The organism is Streptomyces sp. NPDC014894 (assembly GCF_043080985.1).
Classification (GTDB): domain Bacteria; phylum Actinomycetota; class Actinomycetes; order Streptomycetales; family Streptomycetaceae; genus Streptomyces.
The window spans coordinates 428,146-452,431 of record NZ_JBIBWD010000004.1; the positions used below are offsets into that span (position 1 = coordinate 428,146).

At 72.0% G+C, this 24,286-nt stretch carries 20 protein-coding genes; 7 read left to right on the forward strand and 13 right to left on the reverse strand.

Annotated features, from left to right (window positions below; all coding sequences use genetic code 11):
* Positions 1-195: 195 nt before the first annotated feature.
* From ACF089_RS12790 to ACF089_RS12805, 4 genes are all read left to right on the forward strand, one after another.
* Complete coding sequence (locus tag ACF089_RS12790) at positions 196-1,518, forward strand: PhoH family protein (protein WP_392025425.1); 1,323 nt, start codon at positions 196-198, stop codon at positions 1,516-1,518.
* A gap of 391 nt (positions 1,519-1,909) precedes the next feature.
* The gene (locus ACF089_RS12795; protein WP_392025426.1) at positions 1,910-2,665 is read left to right on the forward strand and encodes a transglycosylase SLT domain-containing protein; all 756 of its coding nucleotides are present in this window, start codon (positions 1,910-1,912) and stop codon (positions 2,663-2,665) included.
* 127 nt (positions 2,666-2,792) lie between these two features.
* Positions 2,793-4,121 carry an AI-2E family transporter gene (locus ACF089_RS12800; RefSeq protein WP_392025428.1) on the forward strand — a complete coding sequence of 443 codons (1,329 nt, stop codon included), beginning with the start codon at positions 2,793-2,795 and terminating at the stop codon, positions 4,119-4,121.
* A complete protein-coding gene (locus ACF089_RS12805; RefSeq protein ID WP_392025430.1) occupies positions 4,118-4,846 on the forward strand; it encodes a hypothetical protein in 729 nt (242 codons plus the stop codon). Before ACF089_RS12800 ends, ACF089_RS12805 begins: the two co-directional genes overlap by 4 nt.
* A gap of 71 nt (positions 4,847-4,917) precedes the next feature.
* On the opposite strand, the gene ACF089_RS12810 is transcribed toward ACF089_RS12805, so the two are convergent.
* The 4 genes from ACF089_RS12810 to ACF089_RS12825 form a co-directional block, all read right to left on the reverse strand.
* Entirely contained in the window at positions 4,918-5,454 is a 537-nt protein-coding gene (locus ACF089_RS12810; RefSeq protein WP_392025432.1) for an alkyl hydroperoxide reductase, read from the reverse strand.
* Between the two features lie 3 nt (positions 5,455-5,457).
* On the reverse strand, positions 5,458-6,012 hold the full coding sequence (locus ACF089_RS12815) for a peroxiredoxin (RefSeq protein ID WP_392025434.1): 555 nt from the start codon (positions 6,010-6,012) through the stop codon (positions 5,458-5,460).
* 135 nt (positions 6,013-6,147) lie between these two features.
* A complete protein-coding gene (locus tag ACF089_RS12820; RefSeq protein ID WP_392025436.1) occupies positions 6,148-6,588 on the reverse strand; it encodes a hypothetical protein in 441 nt (146 codons plus the stop codon).
* A 99-nt stretch (positions 6,589-6,687) separates the two neighbouring features.
* Entirely contained in the window at positions 6,688-7,728 is a 1,041-nt protein-coding gene (locus ACF089_RS12825; RefSeq protein ID WP_392025437.1) for an RNA polymerase subunit sigma-70, read from the reverse strand.
* Positions 7,729-7,846: 118 nt separating this feature from the next.
* Here ACF089_RS12825 and ACF089_RS12830 point away from each other — a divergent pair, with 118 nt between their 5' ends.
* The gene (locus ACF089_RS12830; RefSeq protein ID WP_392025439.1) at positions 7,847-8,788 is read left to right on the forward strand and encodes a LysR substrate-binding domain-containing protein; all 942 of its coding nucleotides are present in this window, start codon (positions 7,847-7,849) and stop codon (positions 8,786-8,788) included.
* Positions 8,789-8,899: 111 nt separating this feature from the next.
* On the opposite strand, the gene ACF089_RS12835 is transcribed toward ACF089_RS12830, so the two are convergent.
* The 5 genes from ACF089_RS12835 to ACF089_RS12855 all read right to left on the reverse strand — a co-directional run bounded on the left by ACF089_RS12835 (position 8,900) and on the right by ACF089_RS12855 (position 13,763).
* Complete coding sequence (locus ACF089_RS12835) at positions 8,900-11,305, reverse strand: FtsX-like permease family protein (protein WP_392025441.1); 2,406 nt, start codon at positions 11,303-11,305, stop codon at positions 8,900-8,902.
* A complete protein-coding gene (locus ACF089_RS12840) occupies positions 11,302-11,988 on the reverse strand; it encodes an ABC transporter ATP-binding protein (RefSeq protein WP_392025443.1) in 687 nt (228 codons plus the stop codon). The genes ACF089_RS12835 and ACF089_RS12840 overlap by 4 nt, the downstream gene beginning before the upstream one ends.
* Positions 11,985-12,542 (reverse strand): PadR family transcriptional regulator, encoded by a 558-nt coding sequence (locus ACF089_RS12845; RefSeq protein ID WP_392025445.1) that lies wholly within the window; start codon positions 12,540-12,542, stop codon positions 11,985-11,987. The genes ACF089_RS12840 and ACF089_RS12845 overlap by 4 nt, the downstream gene beginning before the upstream one ends.
* Before the next feature lie 82 nt (positions 12,543-12,624).
* Positions 12,625-12,888, reverse strand: a complete 264-nt coding sequence (locus ACF089_RS12850; RefSeq protein WP_392025731.1) for a hypothetical protein — start codon at positions 12,886-12,888, stop codon at positions 12,625-12,627.
* Positions 12,834-13,763 carry an SPFH domain-containing protein gene (locus ACF089_RS12855; protein ID WP_392025447.1) on the reverse strand — a complete coding sequence of 310 codons (930 nt, stop codon included), beginning with the start codon at positions 13,761-13,763 and terminating at the stop codon, positions 12,834-12,836. Before ACF089_RS12855 ends, ACF089_RS12850 begins: the two co-directional genes overlap by 55 nt.
* Positions 13,764-14,178: 415 nt before the next feature.
* Here ACF089_RS12855 and ACF089_RS12860 point away from each other — a divergent pair, with 415 nt between their 5' ends.
* Entirely contained in the window at positions 14,179-16,434 is a 2,256-nt protein-coding gene (locus ACF089_RS12860; RefSeq protein WP_392025448.1) for a transglycosylase domain-containing protein, read from the forward strand.
* A gap of 75 nt (positions 16,435-16,509) precedes the next feature.
* Here ACF089_RS12860 and ACF089_RS12865 read toward each other — a convergent pair whose 3' ends face one another.
* The 4 genes from ACF089_RS12865 to ACF089_RS12880 all read right to left on the reverse strand — a co-directional run bounded on the left by ACF089_RS12865 (position 16,510) and on the right by ACF089_RS12880 (position 22,536).
* Positions 16,510-17,991 carry a catalase gene (locus tag ACF089_RS12865; RefSeq protein ID WP_392025450.1) on the reverse strand — a complete coding sequence of 494 codons (1,482 nt, stop codon included), beginning with the start codon at positions 17,989-17,991 and terminating at the stop codon, positions 16,510-16,512.
* 201 nt (positions 17,992-18,192) lie between these two features.
* Positions 18,193-20,067, reverse strand: coding sequence for a SpoIIE family protein phosphatase (locus ACF089_RS12870; protein ID WP_392025452.1), 1,875 nt, complete (start codon positions 20,065-20,067; stop codon positions 18,193-18,195).
* A 346-nt stretch (positions 20,068-20,413) separates the two neighbouring features.
* Complete coding sequence (locus ACF089_RS12875; protein ID WP_392025454.1) at positions 20,414-21,094, reverse strand: DUF402 domain-containing protein; 681 nt, start codon at positions 21,092-21,094, stop codon at positions 20,414-20,416.
* Positions 21,095-21,138: 44 nt separating this feature from the next.
* Entirely contained in the window at positions 21,139-22,536 is a 1,398-nt protein-coding gene (locus ACF089_RS12880) for a class II fumarate hydratase (RefSeq protein ID WP_392025455.1), read from the reverse strand.
* 136 nt (positions 22,537-22,672) lie between these two features.
* On the opposite strand from ACF089_RS12880, the gene ACF089_RS12885 reads away from it, so the two are divergent.
* The gene (locus ACF089_RS12885; protein WP_392025457.1) at positions 22,673-24,208 is read left to right on the forward strand and encodes a ricin-type beta-trefoil lectin domain protein; all 1,536 of its coding nucleotides are present in this window, start codon (positions 22,673-22,675) and stop codon (positions 24,206-24,208) included.
* The last annotated feature ends 78 nt before the right edge of the window (positions 24,209-24,286 follow it).

The following is a 24,286-nucleotide window of genomic DNA, read 5'->3' on the forward strand; positions in this document are numbered from 1 at the left end:
CCCTTTGCACACGAAGGAACGCACCCCCTGTGCGGACCACGCGGAGGGCCGGCGCTCGGCCCACGCATCGTGGCCTGAAGCCCGGCTCCTCCCCCGCCTCCGGCGGGGAGGTCCCCTGCCGTGTCGCGGCGGGGAGACCATCTGGCCCGCGACGGCGTCGCACCGCCGACCTCATCCGAGGGGGTACGTCCTTCCGTGGTGAACAGCTCAAAGCGCCGACTGCCCGACAGGCGCACTTACGTTCTCGACACCAGCGTCCTGCTGGCCGATCCGAACGCCCCGACCCGCTTCGAGGAACACGAAGTCGTGCTCCCGATCGTGGTCATCACGGAGCTGGAGGCCAAGAGGCAGCATCCGGAACTGGGTTACTTCGCCCGGCAGGCCCTGCGCCTGCTGGACGACTTCCGTGTCCGGCACGGACGTCTGGACGCTCCCATTCCGCTGGGCGACCTCGGCGGCACCCTCCGCGTCGAGCTCAATCACTCCGATCCGGCCCTCCTCCCGGCCGGATTCAGGCTGGGCGACAACGACTCACGGATCCTGGCCGTGGCGCGGAATCTCCAGGCCGAGGGGTACGACGTCACCGTCGTCTCCAAGGACCTGCCGCTGCGCATCAAGGCGTCGTCCGTCGGCCTGCTGGCCGAGGAGTACCGGGCGGAGCTGGCGATCACCGACTCCGGCTGGACCGGCATGGCCGAGCTGTCGCTCTCCGCCGACGAGGTGGACCAGCTGTACAGCGAGGAGCGGGTGTACGCCCCCGAGGCGGACGGGCTCCCCGTCCACACCGGGCTCGTCCTCCAGTCCGAGCGCGGCAAGGCGCTGGGACGGGTCACCGCCGAGGGCGGCGTCCGGCTGGTCCGCGGCGACCGGGAGGCCTTCGGGATCCACGGCCGCAGCGCCGAGCAGCGCATCGCGCTCGATCTGCTGCTCGATCCGGACGTCGGGATCGTCTCGCTGGGCGGCCGGGCCGGCACCGGCAAGTCCGCGCTCGCGCTCTGCGCGGGCCTGGAGGCCGTGCTGGAGCGGCAGCAGCATCAGAAGGTGATGGTCTTCCGGCCGCTGTACGCGGTGGGCGGGCAGGAGCTGGGATATCTGCCCGGCACCGAGGCCGAGAAGATGAGCCCCTGGGCGCAGGCGGTCTTCGACACCCTCTCCGCCGTCGCGGGCCGCGAGGTGATCGAGGAGGTGCTCGGCCGGGGGATGCTCGAAGTCCTCCCGCTCACCCATATCCGCGGCCGCTCGCTCCACGACGCGTTCGTCATCGTCGACGAGGCCCAGTCGCTGGAGCGGAACGTCCTGCTGACCGTGCTCTCCCGGGTCGGGGCCAACTCCCGGGTCGTTCTCACCCATGACGTGGCACAGCGGGACAATCTGCGCGTGGGGCGGTACGACGGAGTCGTGGCCGTGGTGGAGAAGTTGAAGGGGCATCCGCTCTTCGCCCATGTGACGCTCACTCGTTCGGAGCGCTCGCAGATCGCCGCACTGGTGACCGAAATGCTGGAGGACGGTCAGATTTAATACGACGAGAACCGACGGCGCCGCCCCGCGAAACGCAGAAGCGTAGTGGGGCGGCGCTGTGTTGTGCCGTCTTTTCCACCGAACTTCTTCGGCCAAACGGGTGTGAGCTTTCCCACGTAACGAAGAATTGCCTTGCGGTGGCCGGTTCCGGCAGAGTCTTGCTTCCGTCAGGCCCCCGCATACGACACAACAGCACCACCCCTCGGTGCCCATCGCACCGGACAACTCAAAACCTGCCGTCGTGTGCCGCCCGTCAGCTGTATCGGCCGCTCCCGCAGGGGAGTTGACCGCGGGCCAGCGCCTCCTGTGACCCAACGCAGTGGGAGGCCCGTGCCAGGGGCACGATTCGTCCGCGGGGTCACCTGTGCGGGCGATGCTGGAAGGAAACCGTGTGAGCCGGATCTCGGTCCGGGGATTCGCCGTGGCGTCAGCCACCGCGGTCACCACCGTCGGAGCCGTCGTCGGCGTCGCCTCGGGCAACACCCAGCCCGCGAGCGACAACCTGGAGACGACCGCGGCCGACGCGACCCTCCTCGCCGACATACCCATGGGTCAGCAGGCCCAGGTGCAGGTCGCCTCCTTGACGGAGCAGGCCGACGCCCAGGCCGCCGCCGCCGACGCGGCCGCCAAGAAGGCCGCCGAGGAGGACGCCCGCTTCGAGGCCGCCAAGACCGCGAAGGCGAAGAAGGAAGCCGCCGACGCGAAGGCCGAGCAGGAGCGCCTGGCCAAGGAGGCCGCCGAGAAGAAGGAGAAGGCGGAGCAGGAGAAGAAGGAGCGGGAGAAGGAGGAGCGCGCCAGCCGTGACACGGCCCGCGAATCCGTCAGCACCGCAAGCTCCCCCGCCAAGGGCTCGTACACGGTCGCCGAGGTCCAGGCGATCGCCCGGTCGATCATCCCCGCCGGACAGTTCCAGTGCTTCAGCAACATCGTGCAGCACGAGTCCACCTGGAACTACAAGGCGGTGAACCCGTCCTCGGGCGCCTACGGACTGGTCCAGGCGTACCCCGGCTCCAAGATGGCGGAAGCCGGAGCCGACTGGCGGACCAACCCGGCCACCCAGATCAAGTGGGGCCTCAACTACATGAACGAGCGCTACGACAGCCCCTGCGGCGCGTGGTCGTTCTGGCAGGCCAACCGCTGGTACTAGAGCCTTCGCCCAGCGCGTACGGAGCCCCCCGCCGATTCACCGGCGGGGGGCTCCGCCGTTGCGTGTACCGTCTTTTCTCCCGAGGGACTTGAGACTCACGGGCGGGTATGGGGGAAGAGGAAGCAGCATGTCGAAACTGCCGGGGTGGCTCGCGGATCTCGGGGCCGGGGTCACCCGGATCTCGGAACGTCTGGACGAACGCCGCGAGGCCCGCGACGAGGATCCGGACACGCCGGCGATGACCGCCGACGGCGACCCCGCCGCGCCCCAGAGCGTCCCCGCGCCTCCCGCGTACGCCCCCGCCGTGCCCGCCCGGCCGGAGCCGGTCGCCGTCATCCCCTGGGGCATGCGGGTCGCGGCCGAGGCCGGCTGGCGGCTGCTGGTGCTCGCGGGCACCCTCTGGGTGCTCATGCGCGTCATCAGCGCCGTACAGCTGGTGGTCCTGGCCTTCGCCTCCGCGCTGCTGATCACCGCACTGCTCCAGCCCACCGTGGCACGGCTCAGGCGCGTCGGGCTGCCCCGGGGGCTCGCCACCGCCGTCACCGCGGTCTCCGGCTTCGTCATCATGGGCCTGGTCGGCTGGTTCGTCGTCTGGCAGGTGATGGACAACCTGGACAATCTCTCCGCCCGGGTCAGGGACGGCATCGAGGAGCTGAAGCGCTGGGTCCTCGACAGCCCCTTCCATGTCACCGAGAGCCAGATCAACGACATCGCGCAGAACCTCAGCGACACCATCGGCACCAACACCGAGGAGATCACCTCCGCCGGGCTCCAGGGCGTCTCCGTGATGGTGGAGGTCCTCACCGGGATACTGCTGGCGATGTTCTCCACGCTCTTCCTGCTGTACGACGGGAAGCGCATCTGGCAGTGGACCCTCAAACTGGTCCCGGCGCAGGCGCGCGCCGGAGTGGCCGGAGCGGGGCCGCGCGCCTGGCGCACCCTGACCGCCTATGTGCGGGGCACGGTGCTCGTCGCCCTGATCGACGCCATCTTCATCGGCCTCGGGATCTACGTCCTGGACGTGCCGATGGCCGTGCCGCTCGCCGTCTTCATCTTCCTCTTCGCCTTCATCCCGCTGGTGGGCGCGGTCATGTCGGGCGCGCTCGCGGTCGTCGTCGCCCTGGTCACCCAGGGCGTGTTCACCGCGCTGATGGTCCTGGTCGTGGTGCTCGCCGTGCAGCAGATCGAGGGCCATGTGCTCCAGCCGTTCATCCTGGGCCGCGCGGTACGGGTGCACCCCCTCGCCGTCGTCCTCTCCGTCGCGGTCGGCGGCGTGACCGCCGGAATCGGCGGCGCGGTGGTCGCGGTGCCGCTGGTCGCGGTCACCAACACGGTCGTCGGCTATCTGCGGGCGTACAGCAGGGAACAGGCGCTGCGCGCCGCCGCCCGGCCGCCGGAGAAGGCGGCGCCCGCCGCCGAGGCCGAGCCCGCCCCGAGCGCCGGGGCGCAGGAATGATCTCCGACATCGAGCTGATCGGCGAGGACGGGCAGCCGGTGTCCCGGCCCGTCGCTCCCGGCGGCCCCGCCGCCGGGACGGATCCGGAGGAGCCCGCCGGCCGCCGCCGCGCGCCGGCCCGGTCCTGGGCGTGGGCGCTCGGCGGAGCCGTGGCGGCGTCGGCGCTCTGGGCGGGCGGACTCTACGCGTACACCTCGCGCGAACCGGACCTCAACGGCTATCGGGCCAGCGACAATCTCTGCGCGGACGCGGCGATGCCGGAGCTGACCGGCCTGTACGGGGAGCGGAGCGGGGCGGAGCAGACGGGGCGGAAGGACCCGGCGATGGACAAGGCGCACTGCTGGTTCAGCTTCCCCGCCTTCGGGAAGCCCGCCGCCGAGGAGGAGCCGACCGGCAGCGTCCAGCTGACCTACACCCTGCACCGGCGGACCGATCCGGAGCCGCAGTTCGACGCGTCCGTGGCCGCCGAGGAGCTGAACGAGAGCGAGCACCACAAGCTGGTCCGGATCCAGGGGCTCGGCGAGCGCGCCTACTGGGTGAAGAACGTCCACAATGACGTGCCGGCCCTGTATGTGCTCGACGGACAGGCGACGCTGAGCATGCACATCCACTCGCCCCGGAGCGAGGACGGGCCGGTGCGCCCGGCGGATGTCGCGAGACTGGAAGCGATCATGCAGGACGATATGCGGGCGCTGATGGAGCAGCTCCAGAGCGGCGGCCGGTGAAACGGGCGAAGGGCCCCGCCGCGCTGTCGCGGCGGGGCCCTTCCTGCCCACGGTGATGCCGTGCCGTGCCGCTACTGCGCGAGCGCGGCCTCGGCGTCGAGGGTCGCGCCCACGGCCTGGACCACGGCGGCGATCTTGAAGGACTCCTGGATCACGTCCCGCTCGATCCCGGCCTTGCGGAGCACCTGCTCGTGCGAGTCGAGGCACTGGCCGCAGCCGTTGACGGCGGAGACGGCGAGCGACCACAGCTCGAAGTCGACCTTCTCCACGCCCGGGTTGCCGATGACGTTCATCCGCAGACCCGCGCGCAGCGTGCCGTACTCCGGGTCGGACAGCAGATGCCGGGTCCGGTAGAAGACGTTGTTCATCGCCATGACGGCGGCGGCCGCCTTGGCGGCGGTGTACGCCTCCGGGGTGAGGTTGGCCTTCGCCTCGGGCTCCAGCTCACGCAGCGCGATGGGGCTGCGCGAGGCGATGGCGGTGGCGAGGACGGTGCCCCACAGCTGCTGCTGCGAGAGCTTGTCGTTGTTGCCGATGACCGAGCCCAGATTGAGCTTCAGGTCCTTGGCGTACTCCGGCAGCGCGGACTTGAGAGCGTCGAGCGACATGGGTCACTCACCGGCCAGGAGCGCGACCGGGTCAAGGGTGGTCTCGCCCTTGGTCCAGTTGCACGGGCACAGCTCGTCGGTCTGGAGCGCGTCCAGCACCCGCAGGACCTCCTTGGGGTTCCGGCCCACGGAGCCGGCGGTCACCATGGTGAACTGGATCTCGTTGTTCGGGTCCACGATGAAGACGGCGCGCTGGGCGAAGCCGTCGGCGCCCTCGATGCCCAGGTCGCGCATCAGCTCGTGCTTGGAGTCGGCCAGCATCGGGAAGGGCAGGTCACGCAGGTCGGCGTGGTCCTTGCGCCAGGCGTGGTGGACGAACTCGGAGTCACCGGAGAAGCCGAGGATCTGCGCGTCGCGGTCGGCGAACTCGTCGTTCAGCTTTCCGAAGGCGGCGATCTCGGTCGGGCAGACGAAGGTGAAGTCCTTCGGCCACGCGAAGACGACCTTCCACTTGCCCTCGTAGGACTTGTGGTTGATGACCTCGAACTCGCTGCCGTTCTCCAGGGAGACGCAGGCGGTGAGCTCGAAGGTGGGGAACTGGTCGCCGACAGTCAGCACGGTGTTACTCCAGGGTGCGTGAGGGTTTGGACAAACGCACCATGTCACATCCACGATCACGGGTGAAATCGATCAATCGGCTCACTGCGATCAGCCCCTCCGATCAATGCCCGCCGCTCCCGCCGGGCCCCGGAACTACCCGATCCGGGTCATCTCCGACGCGTAGCCGCCGCCCCCCGGATAGGTCCACGCGCCCGAGAGAGTGTCCCCGTCCGGGCTGAAAACGCCGCGGTAGAAGGCCGGGGAGCCCTTCTCGCCGCCCCAGATGGTGAGACTCTCGCCCTCGGACTCGTAGACGTAGTCGAAGGTGTGGCCCTGGTTGTCGTAGAAGCGGGACCTGATGTCCGCGCCCGGCTCCTCGGCGCCGAAGGGGTTCTCGCGGCCGATCACCTCGAAGCCGGCCACCCGCTCGCCGTGCTGCTCCAGCTCGACGTCCTGGACGAGGAAGAAACCGCCCTCCGCCCAGCGGTAGACGACCGTGCCCTCCGCGCCCCCGGTCACCCGCCAGGTTCCGATCAGCCGGTCGAGCCGGCGGAGCTGCTCGTCCGGGCGCGGGGCGGCGGTGGAATTCGACATGGGGAGCCCTCTTTCTCCTGGCGTCGACGCGTCAGCGCGTCGTCGCTCATATGACGGGAGCGCCCGGAGAAAGGAATCGGTACGACTCTGTGGCCCGCGTCACATCGCCAGATCCGGGGCGAGCCGCGGCAGCAGCTCCGGGCCGAACGTGGTGATCTCCACGATCAGACCGTCCTCGATCCGCAGCACATCGATGTTCACCGGCGTGAACACCCGCGAACCCGGCCGGCGCACCCGATGCGCCGCCGCCGGCTGGCGATTGAGGCTCAGCCCGGCCGAGCGCCACTCGCCCCACGCGCTCTCGCCCTCCAGCACCGGACGCCACATGTCCAGGATCGCCGCACGCCCCTCGAAGACCAGACGGGCCGGGGGCATCGTCTGCCGCGCGTCCTCCCGCAGCAGCGCGCCCAGCGCCGCCAGATCCGCCGACCGCGAAGCGGCGACATACCGCGCCAGCAGCGCCCGCTCCGACTCGCTCGGCGCGGTCGCCGCCCGCCACTCCGCCCGCCGCGCGGGGAGCCGCTCCCGCAGCGTCGCCCGGGCCCGCTGGAGCGCGCTCTTCACCGACGCCACCGACATCTCCAGGGTCTCGGCCGTCTCCTGGGCCGGCCGGCCGACCACGTCCCGCAGAATCAGCACCGCCCGCTGCCGGGGCGGCAGATGCTGGATCGCCGCGAGAAACGCCAGCTCGATCGTCTCCCGGGCGATCGCCACCGCCTCCGGCCCGCCGTCCGCCGGGGCCGCCGCGTCCAGCAGCCCGTCCGGGAAGGGCTCCAGCCAGGTCACCTCCGCCGTCGCCGACTCGGCCGGACCGCCCGAGGCGTCCATCGCCGCCGCCGGCTCCCGCCGCCGCGCCGGACTCGCCGGCGCGTCCAGGGCGACCCGGGTCGCGATCCCGTACAGCCAGGCGCGGAACGTCGACCGCCCCGCGAAGTCCGCCCGCTTGCGCCAGGCCCTGAGCAGGGTCTCCTGCACCAGGTCCTCCGCCTCCGTGAAGGACCCCAGCATCCGGTACAGATGCACCCGCAGCTCGTGCCGGTACCGCTCGGACAGCTCCGCGAACACCTCCTCGCCGCCCGACCGGATCGCCTCCGCGGGCGGCTCCCCGCCCCCGCGCCGCACATCCCCAAGGCCGTCCATACCGCCCTCGCATCCCCTCGACCCGGCCGGGAGCGCCCCCGGCCCTTCCGTGGGAGCCGATTATTTCCACCGGGCCCAAGCGATTAGAATCGGCCGTCACGATCGGAGGAGGTTATCAATGAGCGGGGTCGCCCGGGCCAAACAGCCCAGCATCGCCCAGCTGCGCGCCTTCGCCGCCGCCGCCGAGCACCTGCACTTCCGGGACGCCGCGGCGGCCATCGGCATGAGCCAGCCCGCGCTCTCCGGAGCCGTCTCCGCGCTGGAGGAGGTCCTCGGCGTCCAGCTCCTGGAGCGCACCACCCGCAAAGTGCTCCTCTCCCCGGCCGGCGAACGCCTCGCCGCCCGCGCCAAGGCCGTCCTCGACGCCGTCGGCGCGCTGATGGAGGAGGCCGAGGCCGTCCGCGCGCCCTTCACCGGCGTACTGCGGCTCGGCGTGATCCCCACCGTCGCGCCCTATCTGCTCCCCCAGGTGCTGCGGCTGGTCCGCGGCGCCTACCCGGACCTCGACCTCCAGGTCCACGAGGAGCAGACCTCCTCGCTCCTGGACGGACTGACCGGCGGCCGGCTGGACCTGCTGCTGCTCGCCGTCCCCCTCGGCGTGCCCGGCGTCACCGAACTGCCCCTCTTCGACGAGGACTTCGTCCTGGTCACCCCGGAGGACCACTGGCTCGGCGGCCGTGCGGACCTGCCCCGCGAGGCCCTGCGCGAACTCCCGCTGCTCCTCCTCGACGAGGGGCACTGCCTGCGCGACCAGGCCCTCGACATCTGCCGCGAGGCCGGGCGGGGCGACGACACCCCCGTCACCACCACCGCCGCCGGACTCTCCACCCTGGTCCAGCTGGTCGCGGGCGGACTGGGCGTGACCCTGCTGCCGCGCACCGCCGTCGGCGTCGAGACCGGCCGGGGCGGGCTGACCACCGCGCACTTCGCCGACCCCGCACCCGCCCGCCGGATCGCGCTGGCCATGCGCACCGGCACCGCCCGTCAGGGCGAGTTCGAGGAGTTCGCCGACGCGCTGCGGACCTGTCTGCGCACCCTGCCGGTCCGCGTCACGGACTGACCGGCCGGCCCCCGTACCGACCAGCCGGCCGGTACGGACGTACCGGCCCGGGCGGTACGCCTCCACGGGCCCGGCCGCCACAGCCGTACCGTCCCGGCCGGTACGCCCCCGCTACTCCGTCCGCAGCCCCTCCGGCCGCATCAGCCGCCACAGCGCCGGCAGGCTCAACACCGTCACCAGCAGAATCACCCCGATCCCCGTCCCCGCCACGGGCAGGAACAGCCACCAGTCCCGTACCGGCTTCCCGATCAGCCCCAGCATCACCGAGCCGAGCAGCAGGCCGCTGGCCACCGCCACCGCCATCCCCAGCGTCACCGGCAGCGCGGTCTGCCACAGCAGCGACCGGGCCAGCGTGGAGCGCCGGGCGCCGAACGCCATCAGCACCGGCAGCAGCCGCCGGCGCTCCCGCAACTGCTCGACCTGGGAGACCAGCATCGAGAGCGCGATCAGCGTCATCGTCGCCGTCGTGCCCGCCAGCAGCCCGACGTGGATGCTGCGGTACATCTGGTCCCGCTCGGGCATCCGGAGCGACCAGACCCGCAGCGAGCGATCGATCCGGGAGGCCGTGTCGCGTATGCGGTCCTGCGCGTCGGGGACCTTGTCGTCCGCCGTGATCAGCGCCGTCGTCGCGCCCTCGGAGAGCCGTGCCGGATCGAGCGAGCCGGGCGTCGCGTAGATCCCGTCGTACTCCGAGCCCGCGGCCCCCGACGAGCGCGCCGTCACGGTGGGCGCGTCGGCGGGCAGCGTCCAGCCGCGCGCGCCGCGCCCGTCGCCGGGCAGCAGCAGCCGGCCGCCCTTGGGAGCGGCCCGGTCGGACCAGTCGTTGGCCTCCTGGCTCCAGCTGTTGTGGACGACGAAGGCGTCGCCGTCCGCGCACCGGCCGATCCGGGCCAGCTTCCGCAGCACCGGGCAGTCGGCGATCGTCACCTGGACCGACGGCCAGGGATCGCCGGGCGCGGCCGCACCCCGGTCCGGGGCCCGCAGCGTGGAGCTGACCAGCGCGAACGCCTCGCTCACCCCCGGCGTCTTGGCGAAGTCGCGGCTCATCCGGACGGCCAGCTCCCGGCTCGGACGCTCGGCGGAGACGTCCACCCGGCTCCACTGCGCGCTGTTCCCGGCGGTCTCCCGGAGGTCGTCGTGCATGCCCGCGAAGACCATCTGGAGGGTGATCGCCCCGGCCACCGCGACCAGGATCCCGCTCACCGCCCGCCCGGCCGTCCCGCCGCGCAGCTGGAGCCCGCGCACGGCCAGCTGCCAGGAGACCGGCCCGCCGCGCAGCCGGGACACCACCGCGTCGACCACCCACGGGAAGAGCGCGGTGACCCCGAGCAGGACCAGGATCGAGCCGCCCGCCAGCGGCAGCGGATGGACCGTGTCCAGCGGCTCCTGGCCGGTGAAGCGGTCGCCCGCGAGCAGCACCGCCACTCCCGCCGCGGGCAGCACCAGCCGCCACCACAGCCGCCGCCCGCGCGTGGCCGATCTCCGTACGACGCCCAGGGGCTCGATCAGCACCGAGCGCAGCGCGATCAGCGTCACCAGGATCGACACCACCGGCACGGCCAGCAGGATCAGCAGCGCGGGCCCGGGCTCCGGGACCACGTCCGAGGGATAGGCGCTCAGCCCCCAGATCCGGAACGAGCCGGCGAAGGGCCGGGCCGCCGCGAAGACCGCGCCCCCGAGGACCAGTCCCAGCGCGGAGCCGAACAGCGCCTCTCCGACGGCCATCCGGCGGGTGGTCGCCGCGTCGGCGCCGACCAGCCGCAGCGCCGCGAGTCTGCTGTCCCGCCGGTCGCCGCAGAACCGGACGCTGGCGCCGATGAAGACCGCCACCGGAGCGAGCAGCACCACGGAGATGAGGGTGGCGAGCGCGGTGAGGGTGGGGTCGACCGGCGAGTCCCACAGTCCGTTGCCGCCGTAGCCGTCGGTTCGGCCGGCGCCGTTCACCGGCGTCAGCGTCGAGCTGCCGGCGTAGAAGACGAGTTCCCCGGGGTCGAGCAGCCCGTTCTCGCCGATGGCGCCGATGATCCGGTGGCCGAGCCGCTCGGCCAGCATCCGGCCGTCGGACGAGCGCAGCAGCTCGCCCAGGGCGGGGGAGACCAGCATCTCGCCGGGGCCCGGCATGGTGTCCACCCCGGGCGGCAGCGAGGGCCGGTCGCCCTCCGGCCGCAGCAGCTGGCCGCCGATGACGCTGTCGCGGTACTCGGTGGTGGCGTCCGTCCACAGCACCGACGAGGGGGAGCGGGGGACCTGCCCGCTCGCCGTCAGCCCGCTCGGGGCGCGGGCGTTCAGCCGGCTCTCCCGGTTGTCCATGATCTGCGGCAGCGAGGCGGCGATGAGCAGCAGCGCGACGCCGAGCCCGATGCCGGTGGCGGTCAGCGCGTTGCGGATCCAGCCCTCACGGCCGCCGAACGCGGCGAAGCGGACGCCGAGCCCGAGATCCCGCAGCCGGGACCGGACCGGGCCGAGGTGCTCGTACACCGGGGGCGCGACGGCATCAAGCTCCGGTCGCGCGGTCATACGGCGTGGTCCACGTCCCGGGTCCGTCCGTCGCGCACCACGATCTCCCGGTCGGAGTAGGCGGCGACCCGGGGCTCGTGGGTGACCAGCACCACGGCGGCGTTCGAGGATCTGGCGGCCTCCGTCAGCAGCTGCATGACCCGCTCGCCGCTGTAGGTGTCCAGGGCCCCGGTCGGCTCGTCGGCGAAGACCACGCGCGGCGAGGTGACCAGCGCGCGGGCGACCGCCACCCGCTGGCCCTGACCGCCGGAGACCTCGCCGGGGCGCTGGTCGCGGATGTCCTCGACCTCCAGCCGCTCCAGCCACTGGACCGCGGTCCGCTCGGCGTCCCGGCGCCGGGCGCCGGCCAGCCGCAGCGGCAGCGCCACATTCTCCGTGCAGGTCAGCTCGGGCACCAGCTGGCCGAACTGGAAGACGAAGCCGAACTCGGTCCGGCGCAGCGCGCTGCGGTGCGCGTCCGTCATGGCGATGAGGTCGCGCCCGTCGTAGCGCAGCCTCCCGGAGTCGGGCGGGACGATCCCGGCGAGGCAGTGCAGCAGGGTCGACTTGCCGGAGCCGGAGGGGCCGAGCACGGCGACGACCTCGCCGGGGTGGATGGAGAATCCGGCCCCGTCGAGGGCGGTGGTGCGGCCGTAGCTCTTGTGGAGGTCCTCGGCGACGAGGAGGGAACCCTCGGGGATCACGCGCCGGCCCGCTTCCGCCCGGCCGCCTCGGGCGCGCCGATCTCCGTCGCCAGCCGGGACAGCCGGGCCGAGGTCAGCTCCAGCCAGCGCAGATCCGCCTCCAGATGGAACAGGGCGTGGTCGCAGATGAGCTGGTCGGCGAGGTCGCCGCCGCGCTTGCGGTCGGTGAGGATCCGCATCAGCCGCAGATGCTCGGTCCGCTGGAGATCCAGCAGATCGGTGGCGCTGCGTCCGGTGAGCAGGGCGAGGACGACCTTGGTGTAGAGCGTCGACTGGAGGTACGGCTCCGGCGTCTCGGGCTGGGCGAGCCAGCGTGAGACATCGGTGACGCCGGCCTCGGTGATGGCGTACCGCTTGCGCTCGGGCCCGCCTCCGGCCTCGACGCCGTCCACCTCGACCAGGCCGTTCTTCAGCAGCCGCGACATCGTCGAGTAGACCTGGCCGTAGTGGAGCGGCCGGTCGTGCCCGAACTTCTCGTCGAAGGCGCGCTTGAGGTCGTATCCGTGGCGCGGACCGGACTCGAGGAGCGCGAGGAGGGTGTGACCGATGGACATGTCAGCACTGTACGGGGTGTGTATCACGCCGACACAGACCGCTGCGGGACCCGTGGCCGCGCGGGCCGCGGGTCCTCGCCGGTCATTTCTCGGGAGGTTTGGGAGGCCGGCCCCGCCGGGCGATCGGGGCCACGCCCCCGGGCAGCCGGCCCGCCTCCGACAGCGCCCTGCGCAGCAGGAACTCGATCTGCGCGTTCGCGCTGCGCAGTTCGTCCGACGCCCAGCGCGCCAGCGCCTCGTACACCACCGGGTCCAGCCGCAGCAGGACCTGTTTGCGCTCGGGGGGCGGGGTCACTGGTAGAGCGTGCCCGTGTTGAGGACCGGCTGGGCCGAGCGGTCGCCGCAGAGGACGACCATCAGATTGGAGACCATGGCGGCCTTGCGCTCGGTGTCCAGCTCGACGATGTCGCGTTCGGTGATCCGGTCGATCGCCTCCTCGACCATGCCCACCGCGCCGTCGACGATCAGCCGGCGGGCCGCGACGACCGCGCCGGCCTGCTGGCGCTGGAGCATCGCGGAGGCGATCTCGGGGGCGTACGCGAGGTGGGTGAAGCGGGACTCGATGATGTGGACGCCGGCCGCCTCGACCCGGGCGCGCAGCTCGACCGCGAGCGTCTCGGTGATCTCCTCGGCGTTGCCCCGGAGCGAGAGGCCGTCCTCGTCGTGCGCGTCGTACGGGTACTCGATGGCGATGTGCCGGACGGCGGCCTCGGTCTGGGTGGAGACGAACTCCAGGAAGTCGTCGACCTCGAAGAGGGCCTGGGCGGTGTCCTCGACCTTCCACACGACGACGGCGGCCAGCTCGATCGGGTTGCCGTAGGCGTCGTTCACCTTGAGGATCGCGGTCTCGTGGTTCCGCACCCGGGTGGAGATCTTCTCGCGCGAGGTCAGCGGGTTGACCCAGCGCAGTCCGTCGGTGCGGATGGTGCCCCGGTAGCGGCCGAAGAGCTGGACGACGCGGGCCTCGCCCGGGGCGACCATGTTCAGTCCGCCCATCGCGAAGAACGCGGCGAGGGCGACGGCGACGCCGCCGACGATCAGGGCGATCTTCGCGCCGGCCGCGGCGGTCGCCGCGCCGGCGACGACGAGGGCGATGCCGGCGGCGAGGCCGACGAGGCCCAGCAGCAGGGCGAGCCCGCCGCCGATGCTGTGGGCGGCGAACTCTCTGACCCGGGGTGCGGGCATCTGGGGTACGTCGTCGGTGGTGGTGGTGGCGGACATGCCGGTCCCCGTTTCTCTGCGGCTGTGCTGGTGCTTCCGCGGTGGTGTCGCGGTGCTGGTGCGGTCCTGCTGTGGTGCGTGCGCGGTGTGCGCGCGCCGTCCGTGCCCGGCCGGTCCTGCCGACGCGGTCGGGCCGGCCGGGCCGCTAGCGATCGGCTAGCAATGTGATTACACATTATTGGATCTCGCAACCTTGCGCACCTCTCGTGAGTCGGTTCCAGAGAACGAGGTGCTGATTGTCACGTCGGGAAAGTCCGGATCGGTCGAACTTTGTCGTCGCGGCCGGTGTTAGTTTTCTGAGCTGCTTATGCGCGGGGGCGGGGCGGAGCCCCGCCGGACGGATGTGGGACACCACGGCGGCGGCACGGCACCGGTGGACGAGACCGAAGAAGCGAAGAGCGGAGCGGAACGAGCGATGGGCCGAGCGGAGGCGCGACGGGCGCGGGAGCGCGGGGCGCGGACGGCCAGAAAGGCCGGCAAGCCCAGGGGGATACGGCGCTTCTTCACCTGGAAGAAGGTCCTGGGCACGTTCCTCGGGCTCTGCCTGCTCGCCATGGGCGCGTTCTACGTGGTCTATCTGATGGTCCCGGTGCCCAAGGCCAACGCCGAGGCCGAGCTGCAGAGCAACGTCTACAAGTACCGGGACGGCTCGATCCTCGCCCGCACCGGTGAGCGCAACCGCGAGATCATCGGCCTGGAGAAGATACCCAGGGACGTCCAGTACACCTTCGTCGCCGCCGAGAACAAGTCCTTCTTCAAGGACCACGGCGTCGACCTCAAGGGCACCGCGCGCGGTCTGCTCAACACCGTCACCGGTCAGGGCAAGCAGGGCGGCTCGACCATCACCCAGCAGTACGTCAAGAACTACTACCTGAACCAGGACCAGACGGTCACCCGCAAGCTCAAGGAACTGGTGATCTCCCTCAAGGTCGACGAGGAGAAGGGCAAGGAGGAGATCCTCGCCGGGTACATCAACACCAGCTACTACGGCCGCGGGGCCTACGGCATCCAGGCCGCGGCCCAGGCGTACTACCGCGTCGACGCCGAGAAGCTGACCCTCGCCCAGGGCGCGTACCTCGCGGCCCTCCTCCAGGCCCCCAACCAGTACGACTGGGCCATCGCCACCGACAAGGGCAAGGCGATGGCCAAGGAGCGCTGGGCCTACGCGCTGAACAACATGGTCGAGGAGGGCTGGCTGGAGGACTCGGTGCGCGACGCGCAGAAGTTCCCCGAGCCCAAGCCCCCGCAGGCCGCCCCCGGCATGGAGGGCCAGGTCGGCTATCTCGTCGAGGCGGCCAACGCCGAGCTGGAGAGCCAGGGCATCGGCGACGAGGAGATCAAGGCCGGCGGCTGGACGATCACCCTCAACATCGACAAGAAGCGCCAGCAGGCGATGGAGAAGGCCGTCGAGGGTCAGCTGGAGGCGAAGCTCGACCGCAAGGCCAACAAGAAGCACGCGACCGTGCAGGCCGGCGCGACCTCCGTCCACCCGGAGAGCGGCGAGGTCCTCGCCCTCTACGGCGGCGTCGGCGCCACCGAGCACTGGCTCTCCAACGCCACCCGCCGCGACTACCAGCCCGCGTCGACCTTCAAGCCCGTGGTGCTCGCCTCCGCGCTGGAGAACGAGGCGCGGACCCAGGACGAGCTGCCGATCGGCCTGGAGACCATCTACGACGGCGAAAGCAAGCGTCCGGTCGAGGGCAGCGACATCGCCTTCGCGCCCGAGAACATCAACGACAAGGACCACGGCCCGATCACCGTCCAGGAGGCCACCAACAACTCGGTGAACTCGGTCTACGCGCAGATGATCGTGGACGTCGGCCCCGCGGAGACCAAGAAGACCGCGCTCGACATGGGCATGCGCGACGGCGCCGGCTGGCCCCCCCAGCCCGCGATGTCGCTCGGCACGATGAACGCCTCCACCTGGGACATGGCCGGGGTGTACGCCACCTTGGACAACCACGGCAAGAAGGTCACGCCGACCATCGTGAAGTCCGCCGAGCACGAGGTGCGCGAGGCGTCCCTCAAGAAGCCCTCCTCCGAGCAGGCCATCAGCCGCGGCACCGCGGACACGGTGACCTCCGCCCTGCAGGGCGTCGTGAAGGAGGGCTCGGGCGTCGCCGCCGCGGGCGACTACCAGGCCGCGGGCAAGACCGGCACCTCGGAGAACAACAAGTCCGCCTGGTACGTCGGCTACACGCCCAAGCTGGTCACCGCCGTCGCCCTCTTCGGCGAGAAGTCCGACGGCACCGGCCAGGTCACCCTCACCGACACCATCAACGAGGGCCGCGCCAACGGCGGCGCCATCCCGGCCGCGATCTGGAAGGCGTACACCACCGGCGCGCTCGGCGGCGACGCCGACGCGACCTTCGACCTGGAGGTCAAGGAGCCGGTGCAGAGCCGCCCGTCCCCCACGGCCTCGCAGTCCTCCGCCCCGGCGCCCTCGCCGACGCCGTCCGAGACGGCGGAGGAGTCGCCCGACCCCGAGCCCACCACCAGCTCCTCGCCGCCCCCGGCGACCTCGTCGGCGCCGCCGACCACCTCGGCCCCGCCGCCGGCCACCAGCTCCTCGCCCGGACCGACCACGTCCTCGTCCTCCTCGCCGCCCGCCACGGGCGGACCGGGCGAGCCCGGGGAGCCCGGCCTGCCGGGGCTCAATCCGAGGCCCTGACCCCGGCCGACGCGACGACGCCCGTGGCCCCCGCTTCTCGGCGGGGGCCACGGGCGTGTTCGCCGTCCGGGACGGTCAGCCGCCGTCCACCTGCTTGGCGATCCGGTCACCGGTCTTCTTGTCGACATTGCGCCAGTACTGGAACGCCCGCTCCAGGATCGGCCGGGAGACGCCCTGGCTCAGATGACCGGCGACATTCGACACCAGCCGGTCCCGCGCCGCGTCGTCCATCACCTCGCGCACCAGCGTGCCCGCCTGACCCCAGTCGTCGTCCTCGGAGTGCAGCGTGTACGCCTCGCGCACCATCTCGCCCGCGCTGGCCCAGCCCGCCGGCTCGCCGAACTGCGCCACATCGGCCGCCGGGCCGCCGAAGGAGTTCGGCGCGTACGGCATCGACGCGTTCGACGGCACGTAGCGCATCGAACCGTCCTTGGCGTACGAGTTCACTCCCGAGCGCGGCCGGTTCGGCGGCAGCTGGGCGTAGTTCGTGCCGATCCGGTACCGGTGCGCGTCCGGGTACGAGAACAGCCGGCCCAGCAGCATCTTGTCCGGCGAGGGGCCGATGCCCGGCACCAGATTCGAGGGCTCGAAGGCGGCCTGCTCGATATGGACGAAGTAGTCCTCCGGGTTCTCGTTCAGCGTGAACCGGCCCACGTCGATCAGCGGGTAGTCGCCGTGCGGCCACACCTTGGTCAGATCGAAGGGGTTGAACCGGTAGTCCGGCGCGTCCTCGAAGGGCATGATCTGCACCTTGAGGCTCCAGCTCGGCGCGTCGCCCGACTCGATCGCCTCGTACAGATCCCGGCGGTGCCGGTCCGCGTCGTGCCCGGCCAGCTCGTCGGCCTCCGCCTGGGTGAGGTAGTCGATCCCCTGGTCGGTCTTGAAGTGGTACTTCACCCAGAACCGCTCACCGCCGCCGTTCACCCACATATAGGTGTGCGAGCTGTAGCCGTTCATGAAGCGGTACGACTTCGGGATGCCCCGGTCGCCCATCAGCCAGGTGACCTGGTGCGCCGTCTCGGGGGAGAGGGTCCAGAAGTCCCACTGCATCTCGTTGTTGCGCAGCCCGGTGGCCGGGTGGCGCTTCTGGGAGCGGATGAAGTCCTGGAACTTCTGCGGGTCGCGGACGAAGAAGATCGGCGTGTCATTGCCGACCATGTCGTAGTTGCCGTGCTCGGTGTAGAACTTCAGCGCGAAGCCGCGCGGGTCCCGCCAGGTGTCCGGCGAGCCCTGTTCGCCGGCGACCGTGGAGAAGCGGGCCAGCATGTCGGTGCGCCTGCCCGGCTGGAAGAGATCGGCCTTGGTGTACTGGCTGACGTCCTGGGTGACCTCGAAGAAGCCGTACCCGCCCGCGCCCTTGGCGTGCACCACCCGCTCCGGGACCCGTTCACGGTTGAACTGGGCCATCTTCTCGATCACATAGTGGTCGTGGAGCAGAATCGGGCCGTCGGGGCTGACGGTGAGCGAGTGCTCGTCGCTCTCCACCGGGATCCCGGCGTTGTTGGTCGTGTACGGAGCCTTGGGGGATGACTCGGTCACGAGCGTCCTCCCGTCCATGGGGGATGAGGGTGCGGTCGCTTTCGCCGTGTACCCCAGTCAACGCCGCCGACACGTTGTCGGCAACATTTCCCGGCACCCGGCACCCGGCACCAGAGCGGCCCGGCCCCCGCGACCGGCCGCGTACGGCTGAGGGCCCGGCGCCCGGCTCCCGTGGAGGAAGCCGGGCGCCGGGCCCTCAGGACCGCGCCTCCCGTCCCGCTAGGGACGGGTCGGCAGCTCGAACCAGACGACCTTGCCGCTGGAGAGCCGGGTCGCCCCCCACCGCCGGGCCAGCCGGTTCACCAGGAAGAGCCCGCGCCCGCCCTCGTCCGTGTCCCGCGCCTTCCGCTGCCGGGGCAGCTGCGGGGAGTCGTCGCCGACCTCGCACCGCAGCACGTCCGTCCGCAGCAGCCGCAGGGTCACCGGCCGCTCCGCGTACCGCACGGCATTGGTCACCACCTCGCTGACCAGCAGCTCCACCGCGTCGCTCAGCTCCTCCAGACCCCACCGGGAGAGCGCCCTGCGGGCGAGCCGCCGGGCCCGGCCCGGAGCGGCGTCCTCCGGCTCCAGGAACCAGTAGGCGACATCACTGGGCGCGATCCCGTCGAAACGGGCCGCGAGCAGCGCGATGTCGTCGTCCCGGTCACCCGGGCCGAGCATGTCGAGCACATCGTCGCAGAGCGCCTCCAGCGGCGGCGAGTGGTCCGGACCGGTCAGCTGGGCGGTGGCGGCGAGCCGCTCCCGCAACTGCTCGATCCCGGTCCACACGTCCCGCAGCCGCGACTCCACCAGCCCGTCCGTGTACAGCAGCAGCGTCGCGCCCGCCGGAGCGTCCAGCTCCACCGCCTCGAAGTCCACCCCGCCGACCCCGATCGGCGCTCCGGGCGGCACCCGCAGCACCTCGGCCCGCCCGCCCAGATGCAGCAGCACCGGCGGCGGATGGCCCGCGTTGGCGATGGTGATCCGGTGCGACACCGGGTCGTACACCGCGTACATGCAGGTCGCCATCCGGTCCGTGCCGAGCCGCTGGGCCTGCTCGTCCAGATGGTGCAGGACCTCCTGCGGCGGCAGATCCAGACCGGCCAGGGTCTGGGCCGTGGTCCGCAGCTGGCCCATGATCGCCGCCGAGGTCATCGAGTGGCCCATGACGTCGCCGACGACCAGCGCCACCCGGCTGCCGGGCAGCGGGATCGCGTCGTACCAGTCCCCGCCCACCCGCGCGGTCTCGGCCGCGGGCAGATAGCGCGAGGCCAGCCGGACCCCGGTCGGCTGCGGCAGCGAGTCCGGCAGCATGGTTCGCTGCAGCTCGTCCGCGATGTACGCCTCCCGGCCGTACAGCACCGCCTTGTCGATGCCGAGCGCGGTGTGGGTCGCCAGCTGGGCGGCGACCAGCAGATCGTTCGGCTCGAAGGCGGGCCGGTCCGGCCGCCGCAGGAAGACGGCGGCCCCGATCACCCGCCGGCGGCCGCGCAGCGGGGCGAGTATCGCGCGATGGCCGTTGGGCACCGTACGGTCCGCGCCGAGCAGCTCGGGCAGCGCGGCCCGGGCCGCCGCGGAGTCGCCGAAGACCGGCCGCACCCCCCGCAGCACCTCCGACAGCGCCCCGCCGGAGTGCACCTCGCACAGCTCGGCGGCCGGAGTGAGGTCATTGTGGGGATCGATGACGGGGACGGGGGACGTGGCGCCGAAGTCGGCGATGTCTTCGGCTAAACGCAGCCGGTCCGTCCGGCGCAGCCGTAGCACGAACGGGGAGACCGGGCGCTCGTCGCCCACCGGCAGGGGATCGCGCAGATAGACCAGGATCGCGTCGGAGAACGTCGGCACGGTCGCCCGGCAGAGCCCCAGCACGATCTCGTCCAGGTCTATCCCGCGGGCGATCCGACGGGTCGCGGCGCCGACGAAACGCAGTCTGTCCCCCTCGCGCCGGGCCGTCGCCGCGAGGTCCTGGAGATCCTGCGGCGGCCCGTTGGGCGCGGGGACGGCCGGCCCGGGCACGGCCGTGGCGCCGGCCGCCTCCGCCCGGGGCCGGGTGCGTTCCTGCGGCCGGGCAGCCAAGGGCTGCCGGCCTTCGTGGGAGGTGGGCTGCTCCGTCACGCGTGGGCTTCCGTCCGTCTGGGCCGGGTGTGCGATGCGAACGCCTCATGAGGCGGTGTACCCGCTCTACGGGTGGCGTCGCCAGGGTGGCGGGCATCCGGCACGGCTCCACCCCCTAGAAGTGACTCGAGATGACTTACGGTCAGGTCCGGTGCTGCGCTCAATGATTACCGAACACCTGCCGAACAGCGCAGCCCTGCGGACGACGATCCTACGTTTGCCCCCAGGGGGCGTATCAAGAGTCTCACGACGCCGTATACGCCGGAGCGTCTTCCCCGACGGGAGTCGGACATCTTGCGCGGGGCGCGGCGCCCGCCGCGTCCGTCCGGGCGGCGGAGGGCGGCCCTCACGACGCCAGCCGGGCCGGGACGCGGCTCCAGTCCTCGGGCAGCTCGGGCACCCGCCAGCCGGGATCGGGCCGCCACTCCTCCCAGCCGTCCGAGAAGGGACTGTCCCAGGCCTTGACGGCCGCGAGGGCCGCCCGCCCGGCGTCCCGCACCCGCCGGGCCTTCTCCGGGCCCATCAGCCCGACCCGCTGCGCCTGCTCGAACTCGTCCTCGTCCCGCCAGACCCAACTGCGGTCCGGGTAGACCGAGATGTCCAGAAAGTGATCCTCGGAGTCCACTCCGCCAGCCCATCGGGTACGGGGCTCCTCCAGGTTGACGTACCAGCTCCTGAACTGCCAGCCCGAGTCCCAGAACAGCCAGACCGACCACGGGTCCCCGGGCCGGGCGAGCTTGAGCACCCCCGTGCCGAACCAGCGGTCCCGCACGACCGTGCGGGGGGCCGTGTAGCGGGTGGCCAGCGGCTGCTGGTGGACGGGGGTGCCGTCCGCGAGGACCGGTTTGACGCACTCCGTGCCCGGCGCCATCCAGACCGCGAGTATCTCCTCGGTGTCCTGGACGACGGTCACGGGACGGCAGATGTCCACGTGTTCACGCCCCGAGCGGTCCGGGGCATGGCCGCGATAGCGCCAGAGGATGTGCTCCCCGGGGCTCCAGCGTGCGGTGCGATCCGTGCCTGTCATGAGCAGATTTTAGGAGTACCCGCCCGTTCGCGCAGCGATCCGGATCACGGGCGCGTCATCCGCAGGACGTCGAGGGCCTCGTCGAGCTGCTCCAGGGTGAGGTCCCCGCGCTCCACATAGCCCGCCTCCAGGACGACTTCGCGGATCGTCCTCCGCTCGGCGAGGGACCTCTTGGCGACCTTGGCGGCCTCCTCGTACCCGATGTACTTGTTGAGCGGGGTGACCACGGACGGCGAGGACTCGGCGTACTCCCGGGCCCGTTCGACGTTGGCGGTGACGCCGTCGACGGTGCGGTCCGCGAGCAGCCGGGAGGCGGCGGCCAGCAGCCGGATCGACTCCAGCAGATTCTTCGCCATCACCGGGAGCATCACGTTCAGCTCGAAGTTCCCGGCGGCTCCGGCGACGGCGACGGTGGTGTCGTTGCCGGTCACCTGGGCGGCGACCATCAGCACGGCCTCGGGGATCACCGGGTTGACCTTGCCGGGCATGATCGAGGACCCGGGCTGGAGGTCGGGCAGATTGATCTCCGCGAGTCCGGTGCGCGGGCCGCTCGCCATCCAGCGGAGATCGTTGGAGATCTTCGTCAGGGAGACGGCGACGGTCCGCAGCTGGCCGGAGGTCTCCACCAGCGCGTCCCGCGCGCCCTGGGCCTCGAAGTGGTCGCGGGCCTCGGTCAGCGGCAGCCCGGTGGTACGGGCGACCTCGGCGATGACGGCGGCGGAGAACCCGGGCGGGGTGTTGATGCCGGTGCCGACCGCCGTGCCGCCCAGCGGGAGTTCGGCGAGGCGGGGCAGGGAGGAGCGCAGCCGCTCGACCCCGTACCGGATCTGTGCCGCGTAGCCGCCGAACTCCTGGCCGAGGGTGACGGGGGTGGCGTCCATCAGATGGGTCCGCCCGGACTTGACCACCTCGGCGAACTCGGTCGCCTTGCGCTCCAGCGCCTCGGCCAGATGCTCCAGCGCCGGGATCAGATCGGCGGTCACGGCGGCGGTGGCGGCGATGTGGATGGAGGAGGGGAAGACGTCGTTGGACGACTGCGAGGCGTTCACATGGTCGTTGGGGTGGACCGGCCGGCCCAGCCGCTCGGTGGCGAGGGTGGCCAGCACCTCGTTGGTGTTCATGTTGGACGAGGTGCCCGAGCCGGTCTGGAAGACGTCCACCGGGAAGTGGTCGTCCCAGCGGCCCTCGGCGACCTCCTCGGCGGCGTCGGCGACGGCGTCCGCGATGTCCTTGTCGACGACGCCCAGCTCCGCGTTGACACGGGCGGCGGCGCCCTTGATCCGGGCGAGCGCCTCGATGTGGGACCGCTCCAGCCGCTGTCCCGACACGGGGAAGTTCTCCACGGCCCGCTGGGTCTGGGCCCGCCACTTGGCGTGCGCGGGGACCCGCACCTCGCCCATGGAGTCGTGCTCGATGCGGTGGTCGTCGCCTGCTTCGGTCATGGCTGCGCTGCCTCCTGGCTGGGTTCGGCGGGGTCCCGCCCCGCTCCAAGCGTGAGCACTGATCGTGTCGAGGCTATTCCCATTCGAGCTACCGGCCAGTAAATACCTGGGGTAACCCCAACGTCGTGGAGGCACGATGACCCGTACCGGTACCCGTACCCGACACCGGCTCCGCCGGACGACCGCGGCCGTCGCCGCGCTGGCCGCCGGGCTTCTCGGGGCGGCGGCCCCGACCCCGGCAGCCGCCGATCCCGCGCCGCCCGCGCGAAGCGCCTCCGTACCGCTCCCGCCCGAGCTGGAGGCCGTCCGGGCGGCCGAGGCCGTCAGGCTCTACGGGAACCCCGCCGAGCGCCCCCTCGCCGAGCGCCGCACCGGGCTGATCTCGCTGGGCGACAGCGAGATCTCCGGCGAGGGCATCGGCTCCTACGAGCCCGGCACCGACGGCCCCGCCAACTGGTGCCACCGCTCGCCGGACGCGGCCGTCCACCGCACCGGGATCGCCGCCGACGTCACCTACAACGCCGCCTGCTCCGGCGCGAACACCACCAACATCCGCATCGGCGGGACCAGGCAGTACGCCGACGAGCCGGTCCAGAGCGACAGCCTCGCCGTCGCCGCGCGGAACACCCGCCTCAAGATGATCCTGCTGGTCGCCGGGGCCAACGACGACCTCGAATTCGCCCCCGTCATGACCGACTGCGTCACCCGTTACGTCACCGTCCAGGGCCCCTGCGAGCCGAAGTACGCCCCCGGCTGGCAGGCCCGGGTGGACCGGCTGGTCCCCAAGGTCGAGGGGACGATCCGCGATCTGCGCACCGTCATGAGGGACGCGGGGTACGCGGACGGCGACTACCGGCTGGTCGTGATGGGCTACCCGAGCCCGATCGGACCGGACTTCCGCGACAATCCCAAGTTCCCGGGCAAGCTGATCTGCGGCGGCGCGGCCTACGACTCCGACGCCGCCTGGGGACGGAACACCGCGGTCCCGGTCTTCGAGCGCGGGATACGCCGGGCGGCGGCCGCCGCCGGGGCGGTCTATCTCGACAACTCGCGGCTCTTCCACGGGCACGAGGTCTGCTCGGACAACACCTGGGCGCGCGGGCTCTACATCGACCTCGGCCACTTCCCGCCGGACGAGAACTCGGTCCGCCAGTCCTTCCACCCGAACGCGCGCGGCCACGGGGCCTTCGCGTCCTGCCTCACCCAGCTGTACGCCTCCGGACTGCGCGAGGCGAGCTGCGCGGACGTGGCCTCGACGGGCCGGCCGGAGCTGGTGGCCGGGGCGTGGGACGACCTCTTCGGCCCGCTGCGCAACGCCGGTACGGGCGCGTGCGCGGACGTGCCGGGCTCGGTGACGCGCCAGGGCGCCGCGGTGGGCGGCTGGGAGTGTCACGGCGGCCGCAACCAGGGCTGGTGGCACGACCCCGGCCGGGGGTCGATCCACACGGAGCTGAGCCAGGACCGCTGTCTCGACGTGCCGGGCGCCGATTACCGGGCCGGGGCGGCGCTCATCCTCTGGGACTGCTCGGGCGCGGCCAACCAGCGCTTCGTCCGCACCGGCGACACCCTCCGCCCCGCCTCCGCCCCCTCCCTCTGCCTCACCCTCCCCTCCCCCCGCGCCCCCCTCCGCCTCCAGCCCTGCGCCGACACCCCCTCCCAACACTGGTCCTGACCCCACCCCACCCCGCCCCTGACCGGCCCTCCCGCTTCAGCCCTGCCGGCTTCCGAGGCCCGGGGGGCCGGTCCCCGG

What these genes read in the sequence shown, in the direction of transcription:
- ACF089_RS12885 (WP_392025457.1), top strand. Translation starts at nt 22,673, where the DNA reads ATGACCCGTACCGGTACCCGTACCCGACACCGGCTCCGCCGGACGACC.
- ACF089_RS12880 (WP_392025455.1), bottom strand. Translation starts at nt 22,536, where the DNA reads ATGACCGAAGCAGGCGACGACCACCGCATCGAGCACGACTCCATGGGC.
- ACF089_RS12805 (WP_392025430.1), top strand. Translation starts at nt 4,118, where the DNA reads ATGATCTCCGACATCGAGCTGATCGGCGAGGACGGGCAGCCGGTGTCC.
- ACF089_RS12845 (WP_392025445.1), bottom strand. Translation starts at nt 12,542, where the DNA reads ATGTCCATCGGTCACACCCTCCTCGCGCTCCTCGAGTCCGGTCCGCGC.
- ACF089_RS12825 (WP_392025437.1), bottom strand. Translation starts at nt 7,728, where the DNA reads ATGGACGGCCTTGGGGATGTGCGGCGCGGGGGCGGGGAGCCGCCCGCG.
- ACF089_RS12865 (WP_392025450.1), bottom strand. Translation starts at nt 17,991, where the DNA reads ATGGACGGGAGGACGCTCGTGACCGAGTCATCCCCCAAGGCTCCGTAC.
- ACF089_RS12830 (WP_392025439.1), top strand. Translation starts at nt 7,847, where the DNA reads ATGAGCGGGGTCGCCCGGGCCAAACAGCCCAGCATCGCCCAGCTGCGC.
- ACF089_RS12810 (WP_392025432.1), bottom strand. Translation starts at nt 5,454, where the DNA reads ATGTCGCTCGACGCTCTCAAGTCCGCGCTGCCGGAGTACGCCAAGGAC.
- ACF089_RS12875 (WP_392025454.1), bottom strand. Translation starts at nt 21,094, where the DNA reads ATGACAGGCACGGATCGCACCGCACGCTGGAGCCCCGGGGAGCACATC.
- ACF089_RS12860 (WP_392025448.1), top strand. Translation starts at nt 14,179, where the DNA reads ATGGGCCGAGCGGAGGCGCGACGGGCGCGGGAGCGCGGGGCGCGGACG.
- ACF089_RS12800 (WP_392025428.1), top strand. Translation starts at nt 2,793, where the DNA reads ATGTCGAAACTGCCGGGGTGGCTCGCGGATCTCGGGGCCGGGGTCACC.
- ACF089_RS12835 (WP_392025441.1), bottom strand. Translation starts at nt 11,305, where the DNA reads ATGACCGCGCGACCGGAGCTTGATGCCGTCGCGCCCCCGGTGTACGAG.
- ACF089_RS12820 (WP_392025436.1), bottom strand. Translation starts at nt 6,588, where the DNA reads ATGTCGAATTCCACCGCCGCCCCGCGCCCGGACGAGCAGCTCCGCCGG.
- ACF089_RS12855 (WP_392025447.1), bottom strand. Translation starts at nt 13,763, where the DNA reads ATGTCCGCCACCACCACCACCGACGACGTACCCCAGATGCCCGCACCC.